The sequence below is a fragment of the Lysobacter sp. cf310 genome, from assembly GCF_900114355.1.
Lineage (GTDB): Bacteria > Pseudomonadota > Gammaproteobacteria > Xanthomonadales > Xanthomonadaceae > Lysobacter.
In genome coordinates, this window is record NZ_FOSS01000001.1 from 1158287 (window position 1) to 1182480 (window position 24194).

The following is a 24194-nucleotide window of genomic DNA, read 5'->3' on the forward strand; positions in this document are numbered from 1 at the left end:
GCGCGCAAGCGACGACCCGAATCGTTTCTGGAAGTTCTCCGATGTCTCTCGAAAGCGGCACCATCCCGACCTCCCCGATCTTCGGTCGCATGACCTGGGACGCCGTGCCCATGCTGCACGAGCCCATCGTCGCGGCCACCTTCATCGGCACGGTCATCCTGGGTCTCGCGCTGGTCGCGGCGATCACCAAGTACCGGCTGTGGGGCTACCTGTGGAAGGAGTGGTTCACCAGCATCGATCACAAGAAGATCGGCATCATGTACATCGTGCTGGGCCTGGTGATGCTGTTGCGCGGCTTCGCCGACGCCCTGATGATGCGCCTGCAGCAGGCGATGGCCTTCGGCGACAATCTGGGCTACCTGCCGCCGCACCACTACGACCAGATCTTCACCGCCCACGGCGTGATCATGATCTTCTTCGTGGCCATGCCGCTGGTCACCGGCCTGATGAACTACCTGGTGCCGCTGCAGATCGGCGCGCGCGACGTCGCCTTCCCCTTCCTCAACAACTTCAGCTTCTGGATGACCGTCAGCGGCGCCGTGCTGGTGATGATGTCGCTGTTCTTCGGCGAATTCGCCGCCACCGGCTGGCTGGCCTATCCGCCGCTGTCGGGGGTGGCCTTCAGTCCCGGGGTAGGCGTCGACTACTACATATGGGCGCTGCAGATAGCCGGCGTGGGCACCCTGCTGTCGGGCGTGAACCTGCTGGTGACCATCATCAAGATGCGCGCCCCGGGCATGAGCCTGATGAAGATGCCGGTGTTCACCTGGACCTCGCTATGCACCAACGTGCTGATCGTGGTGTCATTCCCGGTGCTGACCGCGGTGCTGGCGCTGCTGGGCCTGGACCGCTACGCGGGCACCAACTTCTTCACCAGCGATCTGGGCGGCAACGCCATGATGTTCGTGAACCTGATCTGGATCTGGGGCCACCCGGAGGTCTACATCCTGATCCTGCCGCTGTTCGGCGTGTTCTCGGAGATCGTGTCCACCTATTCGGGCAAGCGCCTGTTCGGCTACTCGTCGATGGTCTACGCGACCGTCTGCATCACCGTGCTGTCCTACCTGGTGTGGCTGCACCACTTCTTCACCATGGGCTCGGGCGCCAGCGTCAACTCGTTCTTCGGCATCACCACGATGATCATCTCGATCCCGACGGGCGCGAAGATCTTCAACTGGCTATTCACCATGTACCGCGGCCGCATCCGCTTCGAGGTGCCGATGCTGTGGACCATGGGCTTCATGGTCACCTTCGTCGTCGGCGGCATGACCGGCGTGCTGCTGGCGGTGCCGCCGGCCGACTTCGTGCTGCACAACAGCCTGTTCCTGGTCGCGCACTTCCATAACGTGATCATCGGCGGCGTGGTGTTCGGCCTGTTCGCGGCGATGACCCATTGGTTCCCCAAGGCCTTCGGCTTCAAGCTCGACGACTTCTGGGGCAAGGTCTCGTTCTGGTTCTGGCTGGCCGGCTACTGGTTCGCGTTCACGCCGCTGTACGTGCTGGGCCTGATGGGCGTGACCCGCCGCATGAGCCACTTCGACGATCCCTCGCTGCAGATCTGGTTCCAGATCGCCGCGTTCGGTGCGGTCCTGGTCGCCATCGGCATCGCCGCCTTCCTGATCTGCATCTACGTCAGCTTCCGCAAGCGCGCGCAGTTGCGCGACCTCAGCGGCGATCCCTGGAACGGCCGCACCCTGGAGTGGTCGACCTCGTCGCCGCCGCCGGACTACAACTTCGCCTTCACCCCGGTGGTGCACGACAACGACGCCTGGTGGGACATGAAGCAGCGCGGCTTCCAGCGCCCGAGCTCCGGCTTCCTGGCGGTGCACATGCCCAAGAACACCCCGGCCGGTCTGGTCCTGGCGGCGGTGAGCACGGCGTGCGGCTTCGCCCTGATCTGGCACGTGTGGTGGCTGGCGATCGCCTCGCTGCTGGGCATCGTCGCCTACGCGATCTACCACAGCTTCAACTACGACCGCGACTTCCACATCCCCGCCGCCACGGTCGCCGCGACCGAGCAGGCGCGCAGCGAACAGCTGAAGGCTGCCCATGTCTGAGTCCATCGCCATGACCCGCCAGGACGGCTCGCCCGTGTTCCTGGACACCGCCGGGCACCACCATCCGCAGAACGGCACGCTGTTCGGCTTCTGGCTGTACCTGCTCAGCGATCTGATGATCTTCGCCTGCCTGTTCGCCACCTACGGCGTGCTGGGCCGCAGCTACGCCGCCGGCCCGTCGGGCGCCGACCTGTTCGACCTGTGGCTGGTGGCGCTGAACACCGCGATCCTGCTGCTGTCGTCGATCACCTACGGCTTCGCGATGATCGCGATGCAGCGCCGCGACAAGCGCGCCATGCTGCGCTGGCTCGCTCTGACCGGCGTGCTGGGCCTGTCCTTCCTGGCGGTGGAAATCTACGAGTTCGCGCACCTGATCCATCTGGGCGCGGACCCGCAGCGCAGCGCCTTCCTGTCCTCGTTCTTCGCCCTGGTCGGCACCCACGGCCTGCACGTGCTGTTCGGCGTGATCTGGCTGGTGGTGCTGTGCGTGCAGGTGCAGCGCCACGGCCTGACCCGCGCCAACACCCGCCGCGTGGCCTGCCTGTCGATGTTCTGGCACTTCCTCGACGTCGTCTGGATCGGCGTCTTCACCTTCGTTTACCTGATGGGAGTGCTGCCATGAGCCAGCACGACACGCACGATCACGACGACCACCTCGAGGACGGCATCCCGCACGTCTCGGCGCGCGAGTACCTCACCGGCTTCATGCTGTCGGTGGTGCTGACCGCGATTCCGTTCGGCCTGGTGATGTGCAAGGTGATCCCGAGCTCGGGCCTGGTGGCGATCGTGCTGCTGGCCTTCGCCGCGGTGCAGGTGGTCGTGCACATGATCTACTTCCTGCACATGAACACCCGCTCGGAAGGCGGCTGGAACGTGCTGGCCCTGATCTTCACCGTGGTGCTGGTGGTGATCGTGCTGACCGGTTCGCTGTGGGTGATGCACCACATGAACGCGAACATGATGCCCGGCGCGCACGACATGCAGGAAATGCTCAAGAACGCGCCATGAGCGATGAGCGCCACGCAGCGGTCGTAGCACCGGCGCACGGCCGCCGTCCGCTGTTGTTGGCCGTGTTCGCCGCGTCGTTGGCGGCGGCCTTGATCGCCTTCCTCGCACTGGGCGTGTGGCAAGTGCAGCGCATGGGCTGGAAGCACGCGCTGATCGCGCGCGTCGAAGCCCGCCTCAAGGCCGCGCCGGTCGCGCCCCCCTCCCGCGCGCGATGGGCGCAAGTCGGCGAAGCACGCGACGGCTACCGGCGCGTGCGCCTGTCCGGGCGGTTCCTGCCCGACAAGCAGGCGCGCAGCCAGGCCGTAACGGCGCTGGGTGCGGGCGCCTGGGTGCTGGTGCCGCTGCGCACCGACGCGGGCGACTACGTGCTGGTCAATCGCGGCTTCGTGCCCGCGCAGGCGCAGGCCGCGCCCGTACCCGCGGGACGCGTCGAGATCGAAGGACTGCTGCGCATCAGCGAACCCAAGGGCGGCTTCCTGCGCAGCAACGATCCGGCTCGCGGGCGCTGGTACTCGCGCGACGTCGCCGCGATCCTGCGTGCGCAAGGCCTGCCCGCCGACGCCAGCGCGCCCTACTTCATCGATGCCGTCCGCGACCCGTCCAGCGACGCCTGGCCGCGCGGCGGCATGACCGTGGTAGCGTTCCGCGATCATCATCTGTCCTATGCCCTGACCTGGTTCGGCCTGGCCGCGCTGACCCTGGTCGCGGGCTATTACCTGTTCGCATCGGAGCGTCGTTTGCGGCAAGATCGTGCGCAGCGAGGAGGCTCCCCCGGTCATGCAAGCCCGATCCAGCGCTCCTGAGGCCGCCGCGGACGTCGTGACCCGCCAATTGGGCGTGAGCGGTTCGCAGGACCGCACCGGGCTGCGCAACATGCAGCAGCTGATCCAGTTGCGCTGGATCGCGGTGGTCGGGCAGATCGTCACCATCCTTGTCGTCCACTACGGCATCGGCATCGCCCTGCCGTTGGGCCCGATGGGCGCCGTCCTGGCCGGACTGGTCGCGTTCAATCTCGGCAGCCAGCTGTGGTGGAAGCGGCGCGCTCAGGTGTCCAACCTGGCGATGCTGATCGGGCTGCTGGTGGACGTGGTCTCGCTGACGCTGCAGCTCTACTACAGCGGCGGCATCACCAATCCCTTCGTCTTCCTCTATCTGCTGCAGGTGGTGCTGGGCACCGTGCTGCTGCGCTCGCCCGCCAACTGGATCATCGCCGCCGCCGCAGGCCTGTGCTTCACCGCCCTGGCGGTGTCGCCGACGCCGCTGCAGATCGCGGTCGAACCCGGCAAGGGCCTGGCCGATCATTACGTGCAGGGCCTGCTGATCTGCTTCCTGCTGGTGGCGGCCCTGCTGGTGGTGTTCATCACCCGCATCGGGCGCATCCTGCGCGAGCGCGACGTGCGCCTGGCCCAATTGCGCCAGCGCGCCGCCGAGGAAGAGCACATCGTGCGCATGGGCCTGCTCGCCTCCGGCGCCGCGCACGAACTGGGCACGCCGCTGTCGACGCTGTCGGTGATCCTCGGCGACTGGCAGCACCTGCCCACGATCGCCTCGGAAACCGAACTGCACCACGACGTCGCCGAAATGCTGGCGCAGGTCGCACGCTGCAAGTCCATCGTCACCAACATCCTGCTGTCGGCCGGCGAAACCCGCGGCGAATCGCCGGTCGAAACCACCCTGCACGAACTGCTCGACGATCTGGCCCAGGAGTGGCGCACCGCGCGCGCACCGGAATCGTTCCGCTATCAGCGCCATTGCCAGGACGATCCCAGCATCGTCTCCGACGACGGCCTCCGGCAGATGGTGTTCAACGTGCTGGACAACGCCCTGGAGGCCTCGCCGGCCTGGGTGGCGCTGGAGGCCGACTGTCGCGACGGCCAGCTCGTGATCGAGGTCAGCGACGCCGGCTCCGGTTTCGCCGCCGACATCCTCGAGCGCCTGGGCACGCCCTACAACAGCAGCAAGGGCCGCCCGGGCGGCGGCCTGGGCCTGTTCCTTTCGGTCAACGTCGCCCGTACGCTGGGCGGCAGGCTCACGGCACGCAACCGGCCGCAGGGCGGCGCGGTGGTCACCCTGACCCTGCCGCTGTCGGCCATTGCCATCGAGGAGCACGGCGATGACGAATGAACGCAGGCTGCTGATCGTCGAAGACGACACCACGTTCGCGCGCACCCTGGTGCGTTCGTTCGAACGCCGCGGCTACGCCGTGCGCCATCTGCCCGGCGAAGCCGGCTTGCCGGCGCTGCTGGAAGAGTTCGCGCCCACGCACGCGGTGGTCGATCTCAAGCTCGCCGCCAACGCCTCCGGCCTGTCCTGCGTGAAGCATCTGCACGCCTACGACCCGGACATGCTGATCGTGGTGTTGACCGGCTACGCCAGCATCGCTACCGCGGTCGAGGCGATCAAACTGGGCGCGCGCCATTACTTGGCCAAGCCCTCCAACACCGACGACATCGAAGCCGCGTTCCAGCGCGCCACCGGCGACGCCGAGGTCGAGCTCACCGGCCGCACCACCTCGATCAAGACGCTGGAGTGGGAACACATCCACGAAGTGCTGGCCGAGAGCGACTTCAACATCTCCGAGGCCGCGCGCCGGCTGGGCCTGCATCGGCGCACCCTGGCGCGCAAGCTGGAGAAGCGGCGCATCAAGTAGGCGCGGCGTTTCGCCAGCCTGCCTCGCCCCGCCCTGTGGTGTCCTCGCCCGCCTTGGGCGGCGCCATGCCTTCGCCCTGTGCATCGCCCGCTTGACGGCCATGGACCGTGCCCACAAGGATGGCGGGCCCAAGGAGAGAGCGCCATGCCAGGTACGGCCCCGGACTCGCACACCCTGATCCAGCGTTGGCGCCACGGCGATGCGGACGCGCTGGACTCGCTGCTGCCCCTGATCTATGCCGACCTGCGCGCCATCGCCGCGCGCGAACTGCGCGAGCACCGCGGGCACGACACCCTGCAACCGACCGCGCTGGTCAACGACGTGTTCGTGCGCCTGCTGGGCCAGGACAGCGTCGCGTTCGACAACCCCGCCCACCTGTTCAATACGGCGGCGCGGATCATGCGTCAGATCCTGGTCGATCGCGCCCGCAAAGCGGCCAGCGAAAAGCACGGCGGCGCCTGGCGGCGCGACGATTTCACCGAAGCCCTGCAACTGCCCATCCCCGAGCAAACGCAGCTGCCCGACCTCGATGCGGCGCTCGCGGCCCTGGAGCAACTCGATGCGCGCATGGCCCAGGTCGTGGAACTGCGCTACTTCGTCGGGCTGAGCGTGCCGGAGGTGGCTCGCATCCTCGAACTGGACGAGCGCACCGTGTACCGCGACTGGGCCGCGGCCCGAGCCTGGCTGCGCGATCGCCTGCAATCCTAGTGTCAGGAAACGGGACCGGATCCCGTACTCCCGCTGTGTGTTCCGATTCTCTCGATCGAGCGATCCCCTCCATGAATACTCTCGACCGTGCGGCGCTGCCTTTGCTGCGCCAGCTGCTGGATGCCTCTCCCGAGCGACGCGATACGCTTTTGCGGGACGCCTGCGCGACGCAGCCCGAGCTAGCCCAGCGCGTGCGCGCACTGCTGTCGCATCTGGACGAAGGCGACACCGGCGCGGAGCCGGCGGTCGAAGAAGCGGGCGGCACCATGGTCGGCCCTTACCGTCTGTTGCGGCGCATCGGCCAGGGCGGCATGGGCGAGGTGTTCCTCGCCGAGCGCGCCGACGGCGCTTGGCAGCGCCAGGTCGCGCTGAAGCGAATCTGGGGCGGGTTCTCGCCACTGACCGAACGCTTCCTGCGCGAACGCAAAGTACTGGCGCGCCTGCAGCATCCGCACATCGCCCAGCTCCTGGACGGCGGCCTGGCGGCGGGCGGCCAGCCCTGGTTCGCGATGGAGTATGTCCCCGGCGAATCCATCACCCAGTGGTGCGATGGCCGCAAGGCCACGCTCGAACAGCGCATCGCCCTGTTCCGCCAGGTCTGCGATGCGGTGCAGTTCGCCCACGGCAACCTGGTCGTGCATCGCGACATCAAGCCCGCCAACGTGCTGGTCGACCCGGCTGGCCAGGTCAAGCTGCTGGATTTCGGCATCGCCAAACTGCTGGACGAAGCCGACCCCACCCAAACCCAGACCCGTTCGATGACGCCCGCCTGGGCGGCCCCGGAGCAACGCCGCGGCGAACCGGTCACCACCGCCACCGATGTCTATCAACTCGGTCTGCTGCTGCAGGCCTTGCTGCTGGGTTCGCCTCCGCAGAGCGGGCCGTCGCCGCCGCGGCTAAGCGTGCGTTGGACCGCCCTGCTGCGCGAGCATCCGGTGGCGGCCGCGGACATCGCCGCCACCCGCGCCATGAAGCCCTCGCGCCTGGCTGCGCGCTTGCGGGGCGACCTGGAATGCATCGTCGCCCATGCCACCGCCGCGGACCCGCGCGAACGCTACCCCAGCGCCGAGGCCCTGGCCGACGACCTGCTGCGCTGGTCCCAGCACCTGCCGATCCGCGCGCGCCGCCACGAACGCGGTTACCGCCTGCGCCGCACGCTGCGTCGGCGCTGGCCCGTCTTCGCCACCGTCGCCGTCGGCATCGCGTTCGCCGCGTTTCACATCTACAGCCTGGACCGCCAGCTCGAACGCACCGAACGCGAGCGCGAGAAGGCGCTCGCCGTGGCCGACTACTTCGTCAGCCTGTTCCGCGCCAGCACGCCGAAGGCGACCGCCAGCGGCGAAGTCACGGCCCGCGAGCTGCTGGAGCGCGGGATGAAGCAGCTGCAGGACCAGCAGGGCCGTAGCCACTCCCCGCAGGCCCTGGCCGCCTTGCTGCACGCCCTGGGCCAGGTCCACACCGACCTGGGCATGCCCACGCAAGCACGCGACGCCTACGCGCGCGCGGTCGCGGCGCTGCGCGATCAGGACGACCCGCTCGCTCTGGCCGACGCGCTGCGCGGCTTGGCGACCGCGCATTACGGGTTGGGCCAGCCGCGGCAGTTTCTGCGCTACAGCTCGCAGGCCGCCGAGGTGCTGGAGCGCGCCGGCGCGACCCAGGACCCGCTATACCCGCGTCTGCTCGGCAACATCGGCCTCGGCCACTTCGCGCTCGGCGACCAGGCCAAGGGATGGAGCTATCTGGATCGCAGCCTCGCGCTGCTCAAAGCCGGCGGTCCCGATACCCGCAAAGACTACGTGCGTGCGCTGGTGAACAGCGCAGGCATCGCCCTGACCGACGGCGACGCGGCCAAGGCCTATCCGCTGCTGCGCGAGGCGGACGCGCTGGTGCGCCGGCTCGTGCCGCGCAATCCGGACGAAGAGCTGCTGATCGGCCGCAACCTCGGCTTCGCGGCGCTGCAAACCCAGCGCCTGGACGAGGCGCTGCGCCTGTACGACCGCATGGTGGAGCGTTCGCTGGAATTCCACGGCGAAGAGCATCCGGCGGCCGTCTCGGCCCTGCTGGGGCGCGGCGAGACGCGGCTGGCGCGCGGCGAATGGGCCTTGGCCGAACAGGATCTGGAGCGGGCACGGCACCTGTCGGCGCGGCGCAACGCGGAAGGCCATGGCCAGCTGCTGGACATCGACGGCTTGCGCGCCGTGGCCCGGCTGCAACGCGGCGAGGCCGCCGCCGCGGTCGCGACGCTGGAAGCCAATGCCGCCCGGCGCACCGGCGAGGTCATCGTCGAATCGCAACCGCGCTTCGAACGGGTCGCGCTGGAGCGCGCGCGCTGCGAGGGCGCCGACCGTCGCCGCGAGCTCGCCGCGGCGCTGCGGCAACTGGAAGCGATGCCCAACGCGTCCTCCTGGCAGCGCCAGCTCGGCCGGCGTTGGATGACCGAATGCCAGGCCCGAGAAAAAACCCATGGCTGAATGTCAGGGTTCCACCCCCTCTCTCGTACGGGAATAGGCACGGACGCTACAGGACGTGCGTGCGTCCCATACCACTAAGGAAGGATAGAGAACCCATGAATGCCACTCACACCGGCGCTGCGCTGGCCGTATCGCTGTGCGCAATGCTCGCACCCGCCATCGGCCATGCCGCCGAGCCGCAGACCAACCCGATGCCGGCCGCCATGCGCCAGGCTCTGCAACGCGACCTCGGCCTGAAGCCCTCGCAACTTCAGACCTATCTCGCCACCGAACATCGTGCGATGCGCTTGCAGGCCGAAGCACGGGCCGGGCTGGGCGCGCACTATGCCGGCACCTGGCTGGAGCGCGACGCCGCCGGCGACTATCGATTGATCCTGGGCGTGACGGATCGCAAGGCGGTCAGTCGCATGCGTCAGAGCGGCGACGAAGTGCGTGTGCTCAAGCACAGCGCGGCCGAGCTGGACGTCGCCCAATCGCAGCTGGATCAGGCTCATCGCGGGCTGACTGCCGGCCTCATGCGCAAGGACGCCCCTCGCGTACAAGCCTGGAACGTCGATCTGCCCAACAACCGCATCGTCCTGACCATCGACCCCAACGCGCAGGAAGCGGCGATCGAGCTCATCGCGCGCAGCGGCATCGATGCCGGGATGGTGCACATCGTGACCTCCGCGCAGCGCCCCATACCCCAGCACGACCTGCGCGGCGGCGATCGCTACCTGACGCCCGATAGCTGGTGCTCGACGGGGTTCTCGGCCTTTCGCGGCAACACGCCCGGCTTCGTGACGGCGGGCCATTGCGGAACGGTCAACATGGCGGTGCGCGGCACCAACAATTCCGCGATCGGGCATTTCGCCTATTCCACTTTCCCCAACGCCGACCACGCCTGGGTGCAGAACACGCAACCGAACCTCTGGCATATCCTGCCCTGGGTCTACAACTACGCCGGCGTCGACATCGACGTGCGCGGCGGTCTGGAAGCGCCGATCGGCGCGGCGGTGTGCCGGTCGGGGAACAAGACGGGCTACCACTGCGGCACCGTGCAGGCCAAGCAGGTGACGGTCGACTACGGCCCGCAGTACGGCGTCGTCAAAGGCCTGACCCAGTCCAACGCCTGCGCCGGCTTCGGCGATTCGGGCGGTGCGGTGATCACCCCCAGCGCCGAGGCGCAGGGCGTGTACTCCGGCGGCCATTTCTCCGAAGGCAGGGACGACAATTGCGGCGATCCGGCACCGCAGGGCTATTTCCAGCCGTTGCAACCCATCCTCAACGCCTACGACTTGGTGCTGCGCACGGTGCCGAGCTGCGGCCGCCTGAATCCGCGCGATTGGCGCGAGACCAACGGCACCCTGACCTCCTGCGACCAGCGATTCACGCTGGCGATCCAGGGCGACGGCAACCTGGTGCTGTACAAGCAGAACGTCGGCGCCATCTGGGCCAACCACGTCTACGGCAGCGGCCACTCCCTGCACATGCAGACCGACGGCAATCTGACCGTTCGCGACGGCGCGGGCCAGACCCGATGGGCGAGCAACACCGGCGGCAAGCGCGGCGCGGTGCTGTTCGTGCAGAACGACGGCAACGTGGTGGTGTACGACCACCAACGCAAGCCGCTTTGGCAGACCAATACCGCCGGTCGCTGACGGCGACGCGGGCGGCGCTGGAAGGCGCCGCCCGTATTGAGCGGTGACCTATGTCGAAGCTCGGCAGGTCCAGAGGCGGATATGTCGCGACACAGCGCCGATCAAGCGGGCTTTCCCGCCAGATAGACAACGCTGCGCTCGTATGCGGCATCGGCGTCGATGCGAGTGATCTCGGAGAGGCTGAGCCACAGCCTGCTCCGATCCCGACTGGAATAGGTTCCGAAGGTTTCCAGAAGCAAGGATTCCGCATCCAGCTCCGCGATTTCGCCGATGAACGTGACCGAATCGTCCATGCGCTCCGTGAGCACATTGACGTAGCCGAAGGTCGCCGATACCGACTCCAGCAGCGACTGCAGGGAGTCGAGGGACAGCGCAGGCGCGGTCGGCTTGGCTCCCGTGGCCTCAATCATCTGCGACAAGGCTTGACGCTCGTTGCCTTCCCAACGGATCCGGGTGATGTCGCTGCGGAAGCAGACCGCGATGCCATTGGCCTGGCCTGCGTCGGTGAAGAGACTGAGGTATACGAAATCCTCGGAGTAGTCGGTGACGACGCCGGACAGCGACTCGCTGGAAATATGGTCCCGATACAGGTCCACCGGCGCCTGACGTTGCTTCAGCATCTGTAGCGTCTTCTGCATGACTCTCATGGGCATCTCGATCGGTATCGGCTCACCTATCTTGCACCGATAGCCAGGCCTTGCAGATAGCCCCGATACCTGATGCCGATCCTCCCGGCCCCGGCACCGAATCGGATTGATCAGCAAGGCATCATTCGGCCAGTGGGATGGTCCGTGCGACCGCCACGGCTGGTACCGGTGCCGGCGCGGGCTTAAGGTCTGCCTCTGCGGCATCGATGCCGCAAGCCTTCAGGAACGCCATGACCGTCGCGACCGTCCGCGCCAGCACCCAGCCCACGCCCTACGTGGTGACCTTCATCGACGACGGCGGCCACACCTGGCAGGCCGACGAGCCGGCCGACCTGGGCGGCGGCGACACCGGCCCCACGCCCGAGCACCTGCTGCTGTCCAGCCTGGGCGCCTGCACCGCGATCACCGTGCGCATGTACGCCGCGCGCAAGCAATGGCCGCTGGCCGGCGTCGAAGTCGCGCTGCGCTTCAACCCGGACGGCAAGCCGGCGGCAGGCACCGACATCGAGCGCAAGATGACCCTGCAGGGCGAACTGAGCGACGAGCAGCGCGAGCGCCTGCTGCAGATCGCGAACGCCTGCCCGATCCACAAGGTACTGACCGGCGAAGTGCGGATCGCGACGACGTTGCAGGCCTGAGCCGCGCGACGCCCGCACACACAACGCCGGCGGTTGCGTCCCAAAATAGATCGCCCCGCTCACGCGGGGCGATCCGTGCGTCGACGTTCCGATCGGTGGAACAAGGCGCCCTTACTTCTTGCCCTGCGCCGCCTGCTCGATGATCCGCACCACCGCCTCGGGCTTGGACACGTAGATGGCGTGGCTGCCCTTGGTCTCGGCGACCGTCGCGCCGGCGCGCTTGGCCATCATCTGCTGCGCCGGCGGCGGGATCATGTGGTCGTCGGTGGCGACCAGGTACCAGCTCGGCTTGGCCTTCCAGGCCGGCACGCTCACCTTGCCGGCCAGGGCTTCCACGCCCCACGGCACCTGCGACGCCGCCATGAACTCGGCCTCGTCGGCCGGCACGTCGGCCGCGAACGACGCGGCGAACTTGCTGCGGTCCAGGAACAGGAAGCCGTCCTGCGGCGGCAGGATCGGCGGCACCGAGGCGCCCGGCGGCGGGTTGGCGATCAGCGACTGCACCGATTCGCCGGCGTCGGGCGCGAAGGCGGCGATATAGACCAGGCGCTCGACCTTGGGATCGGTGCCGGCCTCGGAGATCACCACGCCGCCGTAGGAATGGCCGACCAGCACGACCGGGCCGTCCTGCTGGGCGATCACGCGCTTGGTGAAGGCGACATCGTCGGCCAGCGAGGTGGTCGGGTTCTGCACGATGCTGACCTGGTAGCCGTCCTGCTTGAGACGGTTGTAGACCTTTTGCCAGCCCGAACCGTCGACGAAACCGCCGTGGACGAGGACGATGTTCTTGACGCCCTTCGGCGCCGGATTCGGGGTGGCGGCATGGGCGATGGAGGCCGAGGACAGCGCGGCTACGGTGGCGAAGGCGAGGGACTTGAGGTTCATGGGATGCTCCGGATGGGGTCGGTGGATGGGCGGGACGGGGTCAGCGGGTCAGTGGACGGGGTTGGCGTACCAACCTTGGAGCGCAGCTTGCGCGCCAGCCCCTTGCGCGCACCATCGGTTGAATGACCGAGGCCCGCGCGGGAGCCGCGGCGCTAGACTTCCCAGCCTCCCCTACCGGTAACGCACTCCGTGACCGAACCCGTCGTCGCCCTGCTGGATGTGATTCGATCGCTGGCCTTCGTGGGCGATCTCTCGATGGGTCAGCCCACCGATCATTCGCCGCGCGCCGCCTGGATCGCGGCACAACTGGCCAACGAGGCGGGCGCGGACCCGGCAGGCTGCACGCGCGCCAGCGCGGTGTCGCTGCTGCGCTGGTCGGGCTGCACCGCCAACGCACCCGAGTTCGCCCAACTGTTCGGCGACGACGTGAGCGGGCGCAAGGCGCTGCTCGCGACCCAATCCTCCGACAGCGCCTTCCGTTCCGGCACTCGCAGCAAAGGCTCCGCCTTCCTGTCGCTGTCGCGCATCCATTGCGAAGTCTCGGGAGACATCGCGGCTCAGTTGGGACTGGACGAAGAGACGCAATTCGCCCTGCGCCATCTGTTCGAGAGCCACGATGGCTCCGGCGCGCCCGACGGCCTGCGCGGCGAACAGGTCCCTGCCCCTGTCTATACCGCGGCCATCGCCGGCGATCTCGAGATATTCACGCGCCTGTACGGCCGCGAACGCGCCTGCAAGCTCATCGCCGAACGCGCAGGCGCGCTGTACCCGCCAGCGCTGGCCGATATCGCACTGGCGAACGCAGAGCGATGGCTGACGGCCCTGGATGACGATCCCGGCTTGTCGGGCGCTTGCTCGCTGGATGCCGGATTTTCCGGCCGCACGACCTCGCTGGAGATCCTCGCCCACGTCGTCGACCTGAAGCTGCCCTGGATGACCGGCTACTCGTTGCAGGTCGCCCAGCTGGCGCGCAACGCCGCGCTCCAGCTCGGCCTGGATGCGGCCAGCCAGCACAGGGTCTATTGCGCCGCGCTCATCCACGGCATGGGCCGCGCCTCGGTGCCCAACATGGTCTGGGACACCCCGGGCCGCCTCGCGGACTCGGCTTGGGAACGGATCCGGCTGGTGCCGTACTGGACGGGCCGCGCCGCGCGACAGATCGGCTCGCTCGCCGGTGTGGCGGAGATCGCTTCGTACGCCTACGAACGCCAGGACGGGTCCGGTTACTTCCGCGAACTCAAGGCTGGCGCCGTCCCGATCGAAGGCCGCATCCTCGCCGCCGCCGCCGCGTTCGCCGCGCTGCGGGTCGAGCGCCCCTGGCGTGCGGCGCACACGGAACAAGCCGCGCGCGACCTGCTGACAGCCGAAGCCGCGGCTGGACGCTACGACACCGAGGTCGTGCGCGCGCTGCTCGACAAACCGCGATCGCAGTCCACCCGTTCACCGGCAGCATCGTCCACCGCGCTGCTCACCGAACGCGAGCGCGACGTGCTGCGCTGGATCAGCCGCGGCGCGAGCAACAAGGTAGCGGCGCAGAAGCTCGGCATCAGCCCCAGCACGGTGCGCACCCATGTCGAGAGCGTGTTTCGCAAATTGGACGCCGGCACGCGGGCGGCAGCCACGTTGAAGGCGACTCAACTTGGCCTGATCTAGCTGGCGCAACGCGCAAGCAGCCGAGACGAGGACCGCCATCGGCCGCATCGCGCCTAGGTGCTGGTGCCGGCTCGAATCACGGGCGTCTCCGCTGTCGTGAGCCGCTCCGCGCGCATGCGCCGCAATCGACGCGCAGTAAGCGTCAAGCCATCCACCGCACCCGATGCCGAGCGCGTGAAAGTCACCGTCCATGCGCCGCTGACGAAGCGATCGCCGCCGACGGCTTCAAGCACGAGATCGGTCTGGCGAGGCCATCGCATGGTCAGCTTCCCATCCGCCATGAGCACCGTATAAGTCATGTCGACCTCGTCGATGCGGTACCTCCCCGCGAACGACGCCAGCGCCGAGGCCGAGGGTACCGACTCGTTGACGCGGGTAAAAATTCTTGGCGTAGGCCAGGCATCCCAGATCCGCAGCTCGGGCGCTTTCAGCGCATCGTCGGCGGAGGCGTCGAACCGCCATCGCGCCGTCTCGCCCAAGCGGAATAGCCCATTCCCGAGCGGCTCCAACGGACTTGAGGCGCCAGTGGGGCGCAATGAACCGTCCTTCACCTCCACTCGTACCACTTCATCCGTCAGCGAACTCCAATAGACGCCGGCCAGCGTCGACAACTCCGGTTCCGGCACTTTCACCGCGGGCGCCACGGGCGTCATGCGATCGCCCAGGTACACGGCCGCGATTTTCTGCGTGAGCTCCGGTGGAGCAATCGTGGCGCCGTTGCACAAGGTCACGATCGCCAGCCGCTGATCGGGGAAGCTGACGGCGTCCGCACGATACCCGGCATGCACGCCGTCGTGCCCTATCGTGCGCAGGCCTCGGTAGCTGCGGACGAATACTCCGCCGCCGTAGCCGCTCGCCACGCCGTTGTCCGATATGGCCGATGTCCGCACGGACGCCACCAGCGCTTGTCCACCGACACGCGCGTGGATGAAGTTGTCCTGCCACTTCAGCAGGTCGCCCACCGTAGTGAACAAGCCGGTCGGTCCGTAGTAGTCGGACGCGGGGATGCTGATACGCCATCCGCCGTCCGGGTGCGCTTGATATCCTGCGGTTCGGCGCCGCACGATCTCGGTGTGGTCGTCCTGGAAATGCGTGTCGGTCATGCCCAGTGGCTGGAATATCCTCTCTTGGGCGAAGACCGTCAGCGGCTTGCCGGATACGCGCTTCACGATGATGGCCAGCAAGGTGTAGCCGAGGTTGTTGTAAAGCGTCTCGGTCCCCCGCGCGAAGTTCAGCCCTCGCTGCTTCGCAGCGACGGCCAACATGTCGGCCTCGGTCATCATGTCGTCGCTGCGCCAGCCGGCCAGATACAGCAGCTGCCCCTGCTCGCGCAGGCCGCTGCTGTGATGGATCAGGTGCGCGATGGTGATCGTCTTGCCGAAGTCCGGCATCTCCGGCAGGTACTTCCGGATATCGTCGTCCAGCGACAATTTGCCGTCCTGCGCCAGCAGCGCGACCGAGAAGGCGGTGAACTGCTTGGAGATGGAGCCGACCTGGAAGATCGAATCCGGGGTGATGGCAACGTCGTACTCGAGATTCGACATCCCGTAGCCGCGCGCGTAATCCAGCACGCCGTCGCGGGAAATACCCACCGCGCAGCCGGGCGTGTGGGTGCCGTTCCACGGCGCGAAGATCGCGTCCACCTGCTCGTGGCGAGCGGCGGACGAGGCACTCGCCGACTGGCCGCGCACGATGAAGGGCGTGGCCCAGGCGGCGGCGATGATCGTCACCAAGAAAACGGATCGATTGACACTCACGAGGGCCCCTGGTTTTTTGCACACGGCAGCGTGGGCTCGCGCAAGCTAACACCGCCCCCTCACGAACGGATATAGGCCAGAAGTGCTCTCTATGGCTACGCAGTGGAACTGATCCAACAATCGCCTCGCGCAAACCTCCCGTAAAAATGGCTTGCGCGCATACGGGGGAACGCTGAAATGCGCGCTCGCACTCAGGCATTGCACGTGCGAAACAAGGATCAGAGTGGACTTTCTAGAAAGCCCACTCTGCCCCCTTGTTTCCGGATCCCCGTTTCCGAGGGCGCGATACGCCCGGGCACCACCGACCTATCGGCGATGCCCGGGCGCCCCCGTACGCTGGGTTACCTCATCCGGCGTGGTAAGTGCCGGCTTGCTTCATCCTTACTTCGACAAACGCCGATAGATCGGATCGGCCAGCGTATTGGTCACGCGCTTGGCCTCGCGGCCGTATTCCAGCGCGCCGCTGCTGCTGGGCAGGAACTCGCTGTCCTTGGTCGGCACGTACTCGGCGACCACGCTGAGGCCCTTGATGGCGCTTTCCGACACGGTCCAGCTGGCGCGGCCGGCCTTGTCCAAACGCGCGCCTTCGGCGATGTCCTTGCCGTCCACCAGCAGGCGGGCGCCGCCGGTGGGCACTTCCTGGCCGCGCGCCAGACGCGTCACGGTGGCGGTGAGGATCACGCTGTCGCCGCCCTTGTTGTTGGCGCCCAACGAGGTCTCGGTGCCGCCGCGCTGCACGTCCTGGCTGACCTTGGCGCTCTTGGCGAAGATGTCGTCGCCGGTGGTGCCCACGTCGAACTCGCAATCGCCGCGGATCTTGCGGTCTTGCAGCGGTTCGCAGACGCGGCGCGCCAGCTCGACGTTCTCGGGTTTCATCGGCGGGATCTTGTCTTCCGGGAAGGGATCCTTGCGATAGTTGCCCGTGGAGTCTTCCTTGGCGTAGTCGAACAGCGAGGTCTTGTCGGTCACGCGCCAGGAGTCGACGAAACCGGGGCGGTTCCATTCGTTGGCCGTCAGCACGCCCATGATGCCTTCCGTCGCCGGCGTGTGGTACGCACGCACGTTGATGTACCACTGGCTCTGATTGGGCCACCAGTTGGAGGTGGCGATCAGGGTGGTGCCGTCGGGGAAGTCGATCTGCAGGCCGTTGCTGCCGTACTTGCTGACGCGGCCGCCGACGCCCAGGGCGATGCCGCCGGGGCCGGGATTGACCAGCGTGCCGTTCACGCGCAGCTGCAGGCCGCTGGGGTCCGGCACGCCGCTGAGGTTGGGCACCCAGGTGACGCGGTAGCTACCCACGCGTGCGGCGATGGCGGTATTGACGCTGACCCACGGCGCGCTGGGCACGACGGTCTGGCGGGTCTGGATTTCCATGCCCATATTGCCGAGCAGGGCGACGAACTCGCCGCCGGGTTGGAAGTCGTAGTTCAGGCCGTTGACGGTGGTGATGTGTGGATCGCCGTCGTTGAAGCCGTCGTTGAGCGAGCCGTAGTGCAGCAGCTCGTTCGGCGAACCCGCGCCGCGGTTGATGACGCCCGGCCACAGCGGCGTGGCGGGAGTGTTGTTGGCGTTATGCAGAGCCGCCCAGACCGCTGCCGGTGTCGACGCCGGGTGGACTTGCAGGTAGCGCGCGGCCACGCCCGCCACGTGCGGTGCGGCCATCGAGGTGCCTGACATCACCGCGGTCGATGCATCGTTGGCGATGCCGGCCGACAAGGTGTTCACGCCCGGTGCGAACAGATCGACGCAGGTGCCCCAGTTGGAGAAGTTGGCGCGAGTGTCGTTGCCGGGAGTGATCGCACCGACCGTGATGGCGGTCGGCGCGCGCGCAGGCGAGATGTTGCAGGCGTCGCCGTTGTTGTTGCCGGCCGCGACCGAGTAGGTGACGCCGGAAGCCACCGAGTTCGCGATCGCCGTGTCCAGGGTCGGACTGGGCGAGAAGCCGGAGCTGAGGTTGGCGACCGCGGGCAGCACCCGGTTGGCCGTGACCCAGTCCACCGCCGCGATCACCGGCGCCAGGTAGGTGTTGGCGCAATCGCCCGCACGCACCGGATGCAGCAGCGCCTGCTTGGCGATGCCGAAGGTGGTGCCGCCGATGGTGCCGGCTACGTGGGTGCCGTGACCGTGGCAGTCGTTGGTGCCGGCGGCCAGGTTCATGGTGTTGGTGCCGCCCGAGACGCGTCCGACCATCTCGTTATGGGTCGGGCGGATGCCGGTGTCGATCACGTACACGTGCACGTTGTTGCCGGTTTCGCTGTAGGTGTAGCGCAGATCCAGCGGCAGCAGGCGCTCGCTGGTGCGGTCCAGGCCCGCGGGCGGGTTGTTCTGGACGACGTTGAGATCGCCGACCTGGTCGACCTCGATGTAGGCGACGTCCGGGTTCTGGCGCAGACTACGCACGGCGTTGTCCGGCAGGGTCGCACTGAAGCCGCGCAGCGCGGCGCTGTAGACGTAGCCGATCTTGCCGCCTAACGCGCGCACGCGCTCCTGCGAGGTTTGCAGCGACTTGCTGGCCACGCCCTGCTTGTAAACCACGATGTACTGGCCCGGGATGCGCTTGGGCGCGTTCTCGTTGATCAGCGGCGCCATCGGCGTCTGGGCCATGCTTGCGCCCAGCGGCAGCATCGCGGCGATCAAGCCGGAGGCCACCCATACCGCGGCCCGCATGCCGCGTCGCTGCGGCGGCGTTCCTGTCCGCCCTAGATTGTCGTTCGTCCTTTCCATGATCTCGTACTCTCCATGATGGTTCGGGTTTGCCTGGTGACAGGCGTCCATCGTCGGTACACGACGATTCGGCAGCGGGACGGCATGGCTTCGCCCATCCGGGCTTGAAGCCGGTCTCGGATGCATAGCGGGGGTTCGGTCTGACGACCCGATGCGTACTGCGGACGACACCGTCGGCGAACGACGATGGCACTACGATAGGCGCGGTTGCGTTGCGCTAGCCTCCATGGCTGATGCACGGTCCCTGTGTAACCCATTCAACGCGTAAGCCCGCGGCGACAGGTCATCACGGCCTTACGCGTGCGTGGAGCGCACGGAAAACGGTTGCTACATGGATTCGTCCGGCGTTGCGCGACCAGGACATTCTTGTCTCACCATCGCCGGCCATGCGGTACGGCCTGGGCTGCGCGCCGGAATGGCCGAGACGGCGCCCGAGCCCGCGTCGAACGAATGCGAACACGGCGGGCTCGTCATCTCCCTATCCCTCATCGCGACGGGTGCTGCCAGCACTTGTAGACGAACTCCAGACTGTGCCCGTCGGGATCCAACACATTCGCGGCGTAGTAGCGCGGGTCGTAGTGCAATCGCGGCCCCGGCGCGCCCCGATCGGTCGCCCCTGCCGCGATCGCCGCCGCATAGGCCGCATCGACCTGGGCCTCACCCGCCGCCACGAAGCCGACATGCACCGCGTCCGGTTGCACGGATCCATGACGCAACCAGAAGAACACCCGGCCATCGGCACCGAAGCCCTTGAGATCGGGATGCCCCGGAGGGCCATCCTTGCCGTCGTAGTCGTGTTTTCGCTCGATTCCGAGCGGGGCCAAGGCGGCCGTGTAAAAGGCGACCGAGCGGCCGACATCGCTTACCGACAGGAAGAGGTGATCCAGCATGGCGCGGCTCCGTTCGGGGCGTTCTTGCACTCTATTCCAGATCGCGCAAGGCAAGGCCCTGGAGACCGACGATAAGCCCGCTATCCGATGCGACGTGGCCCGCGCTTCCGGCACCGCAGCGCTGGTCTCTGTGCGGGGCCGCTCCTCTTGGGCTAAGCCTGCGACTTGGCCACCAAATCCCGAACATGGGCTTCGAGCGTGGTCGTGCCTCGCAACGGGTCGTCCGACACGTCGAAGCCGCTATCGACGGCGACCGCAGTCATCCGCGCATAGGAGTCGGCCGCGGCGTCGGAGAATCCCAGCTTGAGGAAGGCCTGCTTCCATGCTTCGCGCGGTGTGACCACCACCTCCACCGGTCGGCCCAGGGCTTGCGAGAACGCGTGCGCGACGTCGTTGGACGAGTACAGGCGCGGACCTTCCACATAGCGCACGCCCGTGTCGTCCAGCGACGACAACAGCCTGGTGGCGGCCGCCCAACCCAGATCGCGCGGCGCGACCATGGGAAGCGCCAGATCGGCGGGAAACAAGGTTTGCAGCTGGCCCGTGGCGCGCACGGCGTCGAGTTGCCCGTCCCAGTTGCTCATGTAGTAAGCCGCCCGGTTTATGGCCGCCGGGATGGCTTGTCCGCGCAGACCTTCCTCCAGCTCCCACAACACGTTGAGATCGCCGATGCGATCGCCGGGCTGCGCGCACCCGGTCGATTCCGCGACTACTTTCTCCAGACCCGAGCCCTCGAGCGCGGCCAGAATCTTGGCGACGGTGCGCCTTTCGACCGCGTCGGTATCCGTGCTGGTATCGGCGGGCGGATTGAGGAGGAGCGCACGGTGTCCGCGTCGCAAGGCCGCATGCAGCGATGCCGCGTCCTCCACATTCGCCTCGACGATATCCGCACCCTTCGCACGCCACTCGCCGGCGCGCTCGGCGGAACGGGTAACGATGGCCACCGCCTCCGCACGCGCGAGCAGCGCCTCAGCGGTGGCCGACCCCACATGCCCCGTACCGCCCATGATCACGTACATGCGCCGTCCTCTCCTTTGCCGCATTGGCCTTGGTTCGATAACCAGGGGCAGATTAGTTGTCGGCGGGAAATCTCCAGTGAAAGGCAGGTCTTCATGAGTTAACGTTCTACGGGAGCCATGCCTTCACGCGACGAATACGAAGTCACATCGACTTCATGGCGCCCAGCGGACACTGAAACGCATAGGCAGATTGCGTTTGGGCTGCGCTGCCTCATAAGGAGGCCGCCATGCTCCGCATCACCCCGCTCGCACGCGCGACCGCGTATGCGCTGGCGCTGGCGGTCGTCGTCGGTTGCGGCGGCTCCGCCCGCCTCGCCGCCAAGGCCGACACCGGGCCGAACCCGACGCTGCCAGAGCCCGCCTCCACGCTGATCCCCACCGTCAAAGTGGCCAAGGCCGTCGGCTGGCCGACGGGCGCGAAGCCGACGCCGGCAACGGGACTGGCGGTGAACGCGTTCGCGACCGGTCTGGATCATCCGCGCTGGCTGTATGTGCTGCCCAACGGCGACGTGCTGGTCGCGGAAAGCAATCGTCCGCCGACGCCGGATCCGGCGTCGAATCCGATCCGTGGCATGTTCATGAAATCGGCTTTCGAAAAGGCCGGCGCCGCGGCGCCCAGCGCCAACCGTATCACCCTGCTGCGCGATGCCGACGGCGACGGCGTGGCGGAGGTCCGCGCGGTCTTCCTGCAGAACCTGATGTCGCCGTTCGGCATGGCGCTGATCGGCGACGCGTTCTACGTCGCCAACGCCGACGCGATCGTGCGCGTGCCGTACCGTCCTGGCGACCTGCGCATCGACGCCGTGCCGACGAAGGTGGCGGACCTCCCGGGCGCGCCGCGCAATCATCATTGGACCAAGAGCCTGCTGGCCAGTCGCGACGGCGGCAAGCTGTACGTGGGCGTCGGTTCGAACAGCAATATCGGCGAGAACGGCATGGACATCGAAGCCGGCCGCGCCGCGATCCACGAGATCGACGTCAAGACGGGGCGGGGCCGCGTTTACGCCAGCGGCCTGCGCAACCCGGTGGGCCTGGCCTGGCAGCCGCAAAGCGGCGCCCTGTGGACGGTGGCGAACGAGCGCGACGAGCTTGGCAGCGACCTGGTGCCGGACTACCTCACCTCGGTGCGCGACGGCGCGTTCTACGGATGGCCGTACAGTTACTACGGCGCGCATGTCGATACGCGCGTGCAACCGCAGGACCCCGCGATGGTGGCCAGGGCGATCGCGCCCGACTACGCGCTGGGCGCCCACGTCGCCGCCCTGGGGCTGGCGTTCTACGAGGGCCAATTGCTGCCGGCGCGCTACGCCAACGGCGCCTTCATCGGCCTGCACGGTTCGTGGAACCGCAAACCGCCCAGCGGCTACAAAGTCGCCTTCGTGCCGTTTGCGAACGGACGGCCCGCCGGCCCGATCGAGGACGTACTCACCGGCTTTCTGGACGAGCGGGGGCAGGCGCGCGGCCGCCCGGTGGGTGTGGCGATCGACCGCCAAGGCGCGGTGCTGGTGGCCGACGATGTCGGCAATGTCGTGTGGCGCGTGACGCCCGCGCGCTAGTCGCTGACCGGATGCGCCGATTGGTCGGCTGCGACCGCGCGCTTAACCCGCTTCGAGGATCGCGACCATGCTTCAGACTGCGACCATCGTGTTGGCGATCACCGCCTTGGGCGGCTTGCTCATGGCGAGCATCCGTTTCTTCAGCAAGCGCAATCCGCCCGCGTGGTTGGCCATGCTGCACGGCTTGCTGGCCGCGTCGGGTTTGACGCTGCTGGCTTATGCCGTTTGCACGCTGACCGTGCCGTCCTTCGCGGTGTTGGCGCTGGCGCTGTTCCTGCTGGCCGCCGCCGGCGGAGCGGTCATGAGCCTGGCCTACAAATGGCGACAACGCCTGCTTCCGACCTGGCTGGTCGTCGGCCATGCGGCCGCGGCCGTTACCGCATTCGCCTTACTGTTCCAGGCGGCGTTCGGCGCGCCCTGACCGCAAGCTGCGAACGCTCAGGCACCACGCCTGGATGGCTCGCTCTGATGCAGGAACTTGGTGTAGAGATCGCGCGGCGCGTCGATCGCGATGGACTGGAGCACTTCGCCGACGTTGCCTCGGTGATAACCGCCATGGGTGACGATATGCAGCAGCATTTCCTCCCTGGACATGCGGCCGTTGTCGCCGTCGGTGAACCGGAAATCCAGGACTTCGGCCAGGACCGGTTCGGTGAGGCGGGAGACATAGTCCAGATACCAGGCGTCCGTGGCCTGCACCTCGGCCTGCAGCTGCCGCAGGCTCGGCGTGTCTTGCGTGTTGGTCGCGTCGAACGGTCGCGGCTCGCCGCTCAAGTGGGCGCGGAAGATCCTGTCCGCGACATAGACGTGGTTGAGCGTGCGAATGCAGGCGTGCAACGGCCCGGCGTGTTCGGCGGGCACGTCGGCCAACAGCGCGAACAGCTCGGCGTTGGCCCAGGCCTTGTAGCCGAACAAGGATTTGAGCGTGGCGATGGTCATACAGCCTGGCTCCGGATCCTTAGCGCTTGCACGCTTCACGCCCCACATAGTCCGCCACCGACTGCGGCACCACCGGCGCCATGTCTTCCTCCGGCCTGGAGCGCGCCATCGCGTCCAGGGTGGCGCCGTTGCCCAGGTATTTCACCGAGCTGTTGAGGCAGTCGTAGAAGCGTTTCGAATAGCTGGTGCCGGCCGAGGCGGTGCGCTTGGTGATGACGGTGCGGCCCGGCCACTTGCCGCCGATTTCCAGGATGAAGTACTGGGCCTTGGTGTCGCTGGGAATACCCAGCGGCCATTCGTAGGCGCAGGTCGCGGCTGAGAACATGAGCAGTGCTGCGGCAAGAGCGAGACGTCGCATTGAAGCCTCCGGTGAGCGCTGACGCGTGAGGGGCCCTGGCTAAGCGGACAGTCGTTGCGGGCACGATTGTAGGCTCGACGGCGCCTGGCTGCTGATGCGCCGCAGCAAGCGGCGCGATCCATCGCGCTGGCAGGTCGCGGCCGGGGGAAGGCTGCGCCCTCCGTTTCGGGGCGCTGGCGCCCCTACCCGCTCGTAAGCGTCCGGAAAGCAAAATGGCCTGGGGCGTCGCCAGCCAAACCAAGGACCGCGAAGGCCGGCGCGTTGCCAGCCACCACTCGCGCGCCGTGGATGCGCCCTCGCCCAGGGCGGCCTCGGCGGCCAGTTTGCGCAAGCGGCCGAAGCGGCACGGACCGGCCTCTGGTGTGCGCCCCATGCCCGACACGGTGGGCCGGGAGGGCGCGGCCAACATCGCGCCGGGCGACGGCGTGGTCGACGACTGCGTCGCCCAGGGGCCGCCGAAGGCACGGAACGAACATCAGCCCGATCGCCGGGTGTTGGGCAAGACCGATGGAGCGCGCCCGATCGAGCCGGCCCGCCCCTCCGGCCCGCCGCGCGGAACTGTATAGTTTCGGTGTGCAAGGCGGGCACGGTGCC

22 protein-coding genes are annotated in these 24194 nt (G+C 67.6%); 14 read left to right on the forward strand and 8 right to left on the reverse strand.

All coding sequences use genetic code 11. The features are described from left to right. Positions 1-77 precede the first annotated feature (77 nt). The 9 genes from cyoB (at position 78) to BMZ45_RS05190 (ending at position 10534) form a co-directional block, all read left to right on the forward strand. The gene (gene cyoB / locus BMZ45_RS05150; protein WP_217643162.1) at positions 78-2057 is read left to right on the forward strand and encodes a cytochrome o ubiquinol oxidase subunit I; all 1980 of its coding nucleotides are present in this window, start codon (positions 78-80) and stop codon (positions 2055-2057) included. Then, positions 2050-2679, forward strand: a complete 630-nt coding sequence (cyoC, locus tag BMZ45_RS05155; protein ID WP_091633212.1) for a cytochrome o ubiquinol oxidase subunit III — start codon at positions 2050-2052, stop codon at positions 2677-2679. Before cyoB ends, cyoC begins: the two co-directional genes overlap by 8 nt. Next, positions 2676-3065, forward strand: a complete 390-nt coding sequence (gene cyoD / locus BMZ45_RS05160) for a cytochrome o ubiquinol oxidase subunit IV (protein WP_091633215.1) — start codon at positions 2676-2678, stop codon at positions 3063-3065. Before cyoC ends, cyoD begins: the two co-directional genes overlap by 4 nt. After that, a complete protein-coding gene (locus tag BMZ45_RS05165; protein ID WP_217643145.1) occupies positions 3062-3868 on the forward strand; it encodes an SURF1 family protein in 807 nt (268 codons plus the stop codon). The genes cyoD and BMZ45_RS05165 overlap by 4 nt, the downstream gene beginning before the upstream one ends. Then, the gene (locus tag BMZ45_RS05170) at positions 3843-5189 is read left to right on the forward strand and encodes an ATP-binding protein (RefSeq protein ID WP_091633218.1); all 1347 of its coding nucleotides are present in this window, start codon (positions 3843-3845) and stop codon (positions 5187-5189) included. Before BMZ45_RS05165 ends, BMZ45_RS05170 begins: the two co-directional genes overlap by 26 nt. Beyond that, positions 5179-5715: a response regulator transcription factor gene (locus BMZ45_RS05175; protein ID WP_091633220.1), complete on the forward strand. Its 537-nt coding sequence runs from the start codon at positions 5179-5181 to the stop codon at positions 5713-5715. The genes BMZ45_RS05170 and BMZ45_RS05175 overlap by 11 nt, the downstream gene beginning before the upstream one ends. A 144-nt stretch (positions 5716-5859) precedes the next feature. Further along, positions 5860-6423 carry an ECF-type sigma factor gene (locus tag BMZ45_RS05180; protein ID WP_091633223.1) on the forward strand — a complete coding sequence of 188 codons (564 nt, stop codon included), beginning with the start codon at positions 5860-5862 and terminating at the stop codon, positions 6421-6423. Positions 6424-6494: 71 nt separating this feature from the next. After that, positions 6495-8894, forward strand: a complete 2400-nt coding sequence (locus BMZ45_RS05185; RefSeq protein ID WP_091633225.1) for a serine/threonine-protein kinase — start codon at positions 6495-6497, stop codon at positions 8892-8894. Positions 8895-8989: 95 nt separating this feature from the next. Further along, positions 8990-10534 (forward strand): alpha-lytic protease prodomain-containing protein, encoded by a 1545-nt coding sequence (locus BMZ45_RS05190; protein WP_175488930.1) that lies wholly within the window; start codon positions 8990-8992, stop codon positions 10532-10534. Positions 10535-10635: 101 nt separating this feature from the next. Here the strand turns inward: BMZ45_RS05190 and BMZ45_RS05195 are convergent, their stop codons facing one another. Next, positions 10636-11172: a hypothetical protein gene (locus BMZ45_RS05195; protein WP_139215394.1), complete on the reverse strand. Its 537-nt coding sequence runs from the start codon at positions 11170-11172 to the stop codon at positions 10636-10638. Positions 11173-11411: 239 nt separating this feature from the next. On the opposite strand from BMZ45_RS05195, the gene BMZ45_RS05200 reads away from it, so the two are divergent. After that, on the forward strand, positions 11412-11819 hold the full coding sequence (locus tag BMZ45_RS05200; protein WP_091633233.1) for an OsmC family protein: 408 nt from the start codon (positions 11412-11414) through the stop codon (positions 11817-11819). 111 nt (positions 11820-11930) lie between these two features. Here the strand turns inward: BMZ45_RS05200 and BMZ45_RS05205 are convergent, their stop codons facing one another. Further along, entirely contained in the window at positions 11931-12704 is a 774-nt protein-coding gene (locus BMZ45_RS05205) for an alpha/beta hydrolase (RefSeq protein ID WP_091633235.1), read from the reverse strand. A 189-nt stretch (positions 12705-12893) separates the two neighbouring features. Here BMZ45_RS05205 and BMZ45_RS05210 point away from each other — a divergent pair, with 189 nt between their 5' ends. Continuing rightward, entirely contained in the window at positions 12894-14357 is a 1464-nt protein-coding gene (locus BMZ45_RS05210; protein WP_254776534.1) for an HD domain-containing phosphohydrolase, read from the forward strand. A gap of 53 nt (positions 14358-14410) precedes the next feature. On the opposite strand, the gene BMZ45_RS05215 is transcribed toward BMZ45_RS05210, so the two are convergent. The 4 genes from BMZ45_RS05215 to BMZ45_RS05230 all read right to left on the reverse strand — a co-directional run bounded on the left by BMZ45_RS05215 (position 14411) and on the right by BMZ45_RS05230 (position 20747). Next, a complete protein-coding gene (locus BMZ45_RS05215; protein WP_254776565.1) occupies positions 14411-16087 on the reverse strand; it encodes a serine hydrolase in 1677 nt (558 codons plus the stop codon). A 408-nt stretch (positions 16088-16495) separates the two neighbouring features. Beyond that, positions 16496-18781, reverse strand: a complete 2286-nt coding sequence (locus tag BMZ45_RS05220) for a S8 family serine peptidase (RefSeq protein ID WP_091633240.1) — start codon at positions 18779-18781, stop codon at positions 16496-16498. Positions 18782-19323: 542 nt separating this feature from the next. Continuing rightward, positions 19324-19728, reverse strand: a complete 405-nt coding sequence (locus tag BMZ45_RS05225) for a VOC family protein (RefSeq protein WP_091633242.1) — start codon at positions 19726-19728, stop codon at positions 19324-19326. A gap of 152 nt (positions 19729-19880) precedes the next feature. Continuing rightward, positions 19881-20747 carry an NmrA family NAD(P)-binding protein gene (locus BMZ45_RS05230; protein WP_091633245.1) on the reverse strand — a complete coding sequence of 289 codons (867 nt, stop codon included), beginning with the start codon at positions 20745-20747 and terminating at the stop codon, positions 19881-19883. Positions 20748-20974: 227 nt separating this feature from the next. Here BMZ45_RS05230 and BMZ45_RS05235 point away from each other — a divergent pair, with 227 nt between their 5' ends. Together BMZ45_RS05235 and BMZ45_RS05240 are read left to right on the forward strand one after the other, a co-directional pair. Then, the gene (locus BMZ45_RS05235; RefSeq protein WP_091633247.1) at positions 20975-22303 is read left to right on the forward strand and encodes a PQQ-dependent sugar dehydrogenase; all 1329 of its coding nucleotides are present in this window, start codon (positions 20975-20977) and stop codon (positions 22301-22303) included. Between the two features lie 67 nt (positions 22304-22370). Beyond that, a complete protein-coding gene (locus tag BMZ45_RS05240) occupies positions 22371-22724 on the forward strand; it encodes a hypothetical protein (protein WP_091633249.1) in 354 nt (117 codons plus the stop codon). A gap of 17 nt (positions 22725-22741) precedes the next feature. Here the strand turns inward: BMZ45_RS05240 and BMZ45_RS05245 are convergent, their stop codons facing one another. After that, complete coding sequence (locus BMZ45_RS05245) at positions 22742-23242, reverse strand: DinB family protein (RefSeq protein ID WP_091633251.1); 501 nt, start codon at positions 23240-23242, stop codon at positions 22742-22744. A gap of 19 nt (positions 23243-23261) precedes the next feature. Continuing rightward, positions 23262-23567, reverse strand: coding sequence for a hypothetical protein (locus BMZ45_RS05250; RefSeq protein WP_217643147.1), 306 nt, complete (start codon positions 23565-23567; stop codon positions 23262-23264). A gap of 245 nt (positions 23568-23812) precedes the next feature. Between BMZ45_RS05250 and BMZ45_RS21080 the strand changes: the two genes are divergently transcribed. Next, complete coding sequence (locus tag BMZ45_RS21080) at positions 23813-24166, forward strand: hypothetical protein (RefSeq protein WP_139215395.1); 354 nt, start codon at positions 23813-23815, stop codon at positions 24164-24166. Positions 24167-24194 lie beyond the last annotated feature (28 nt).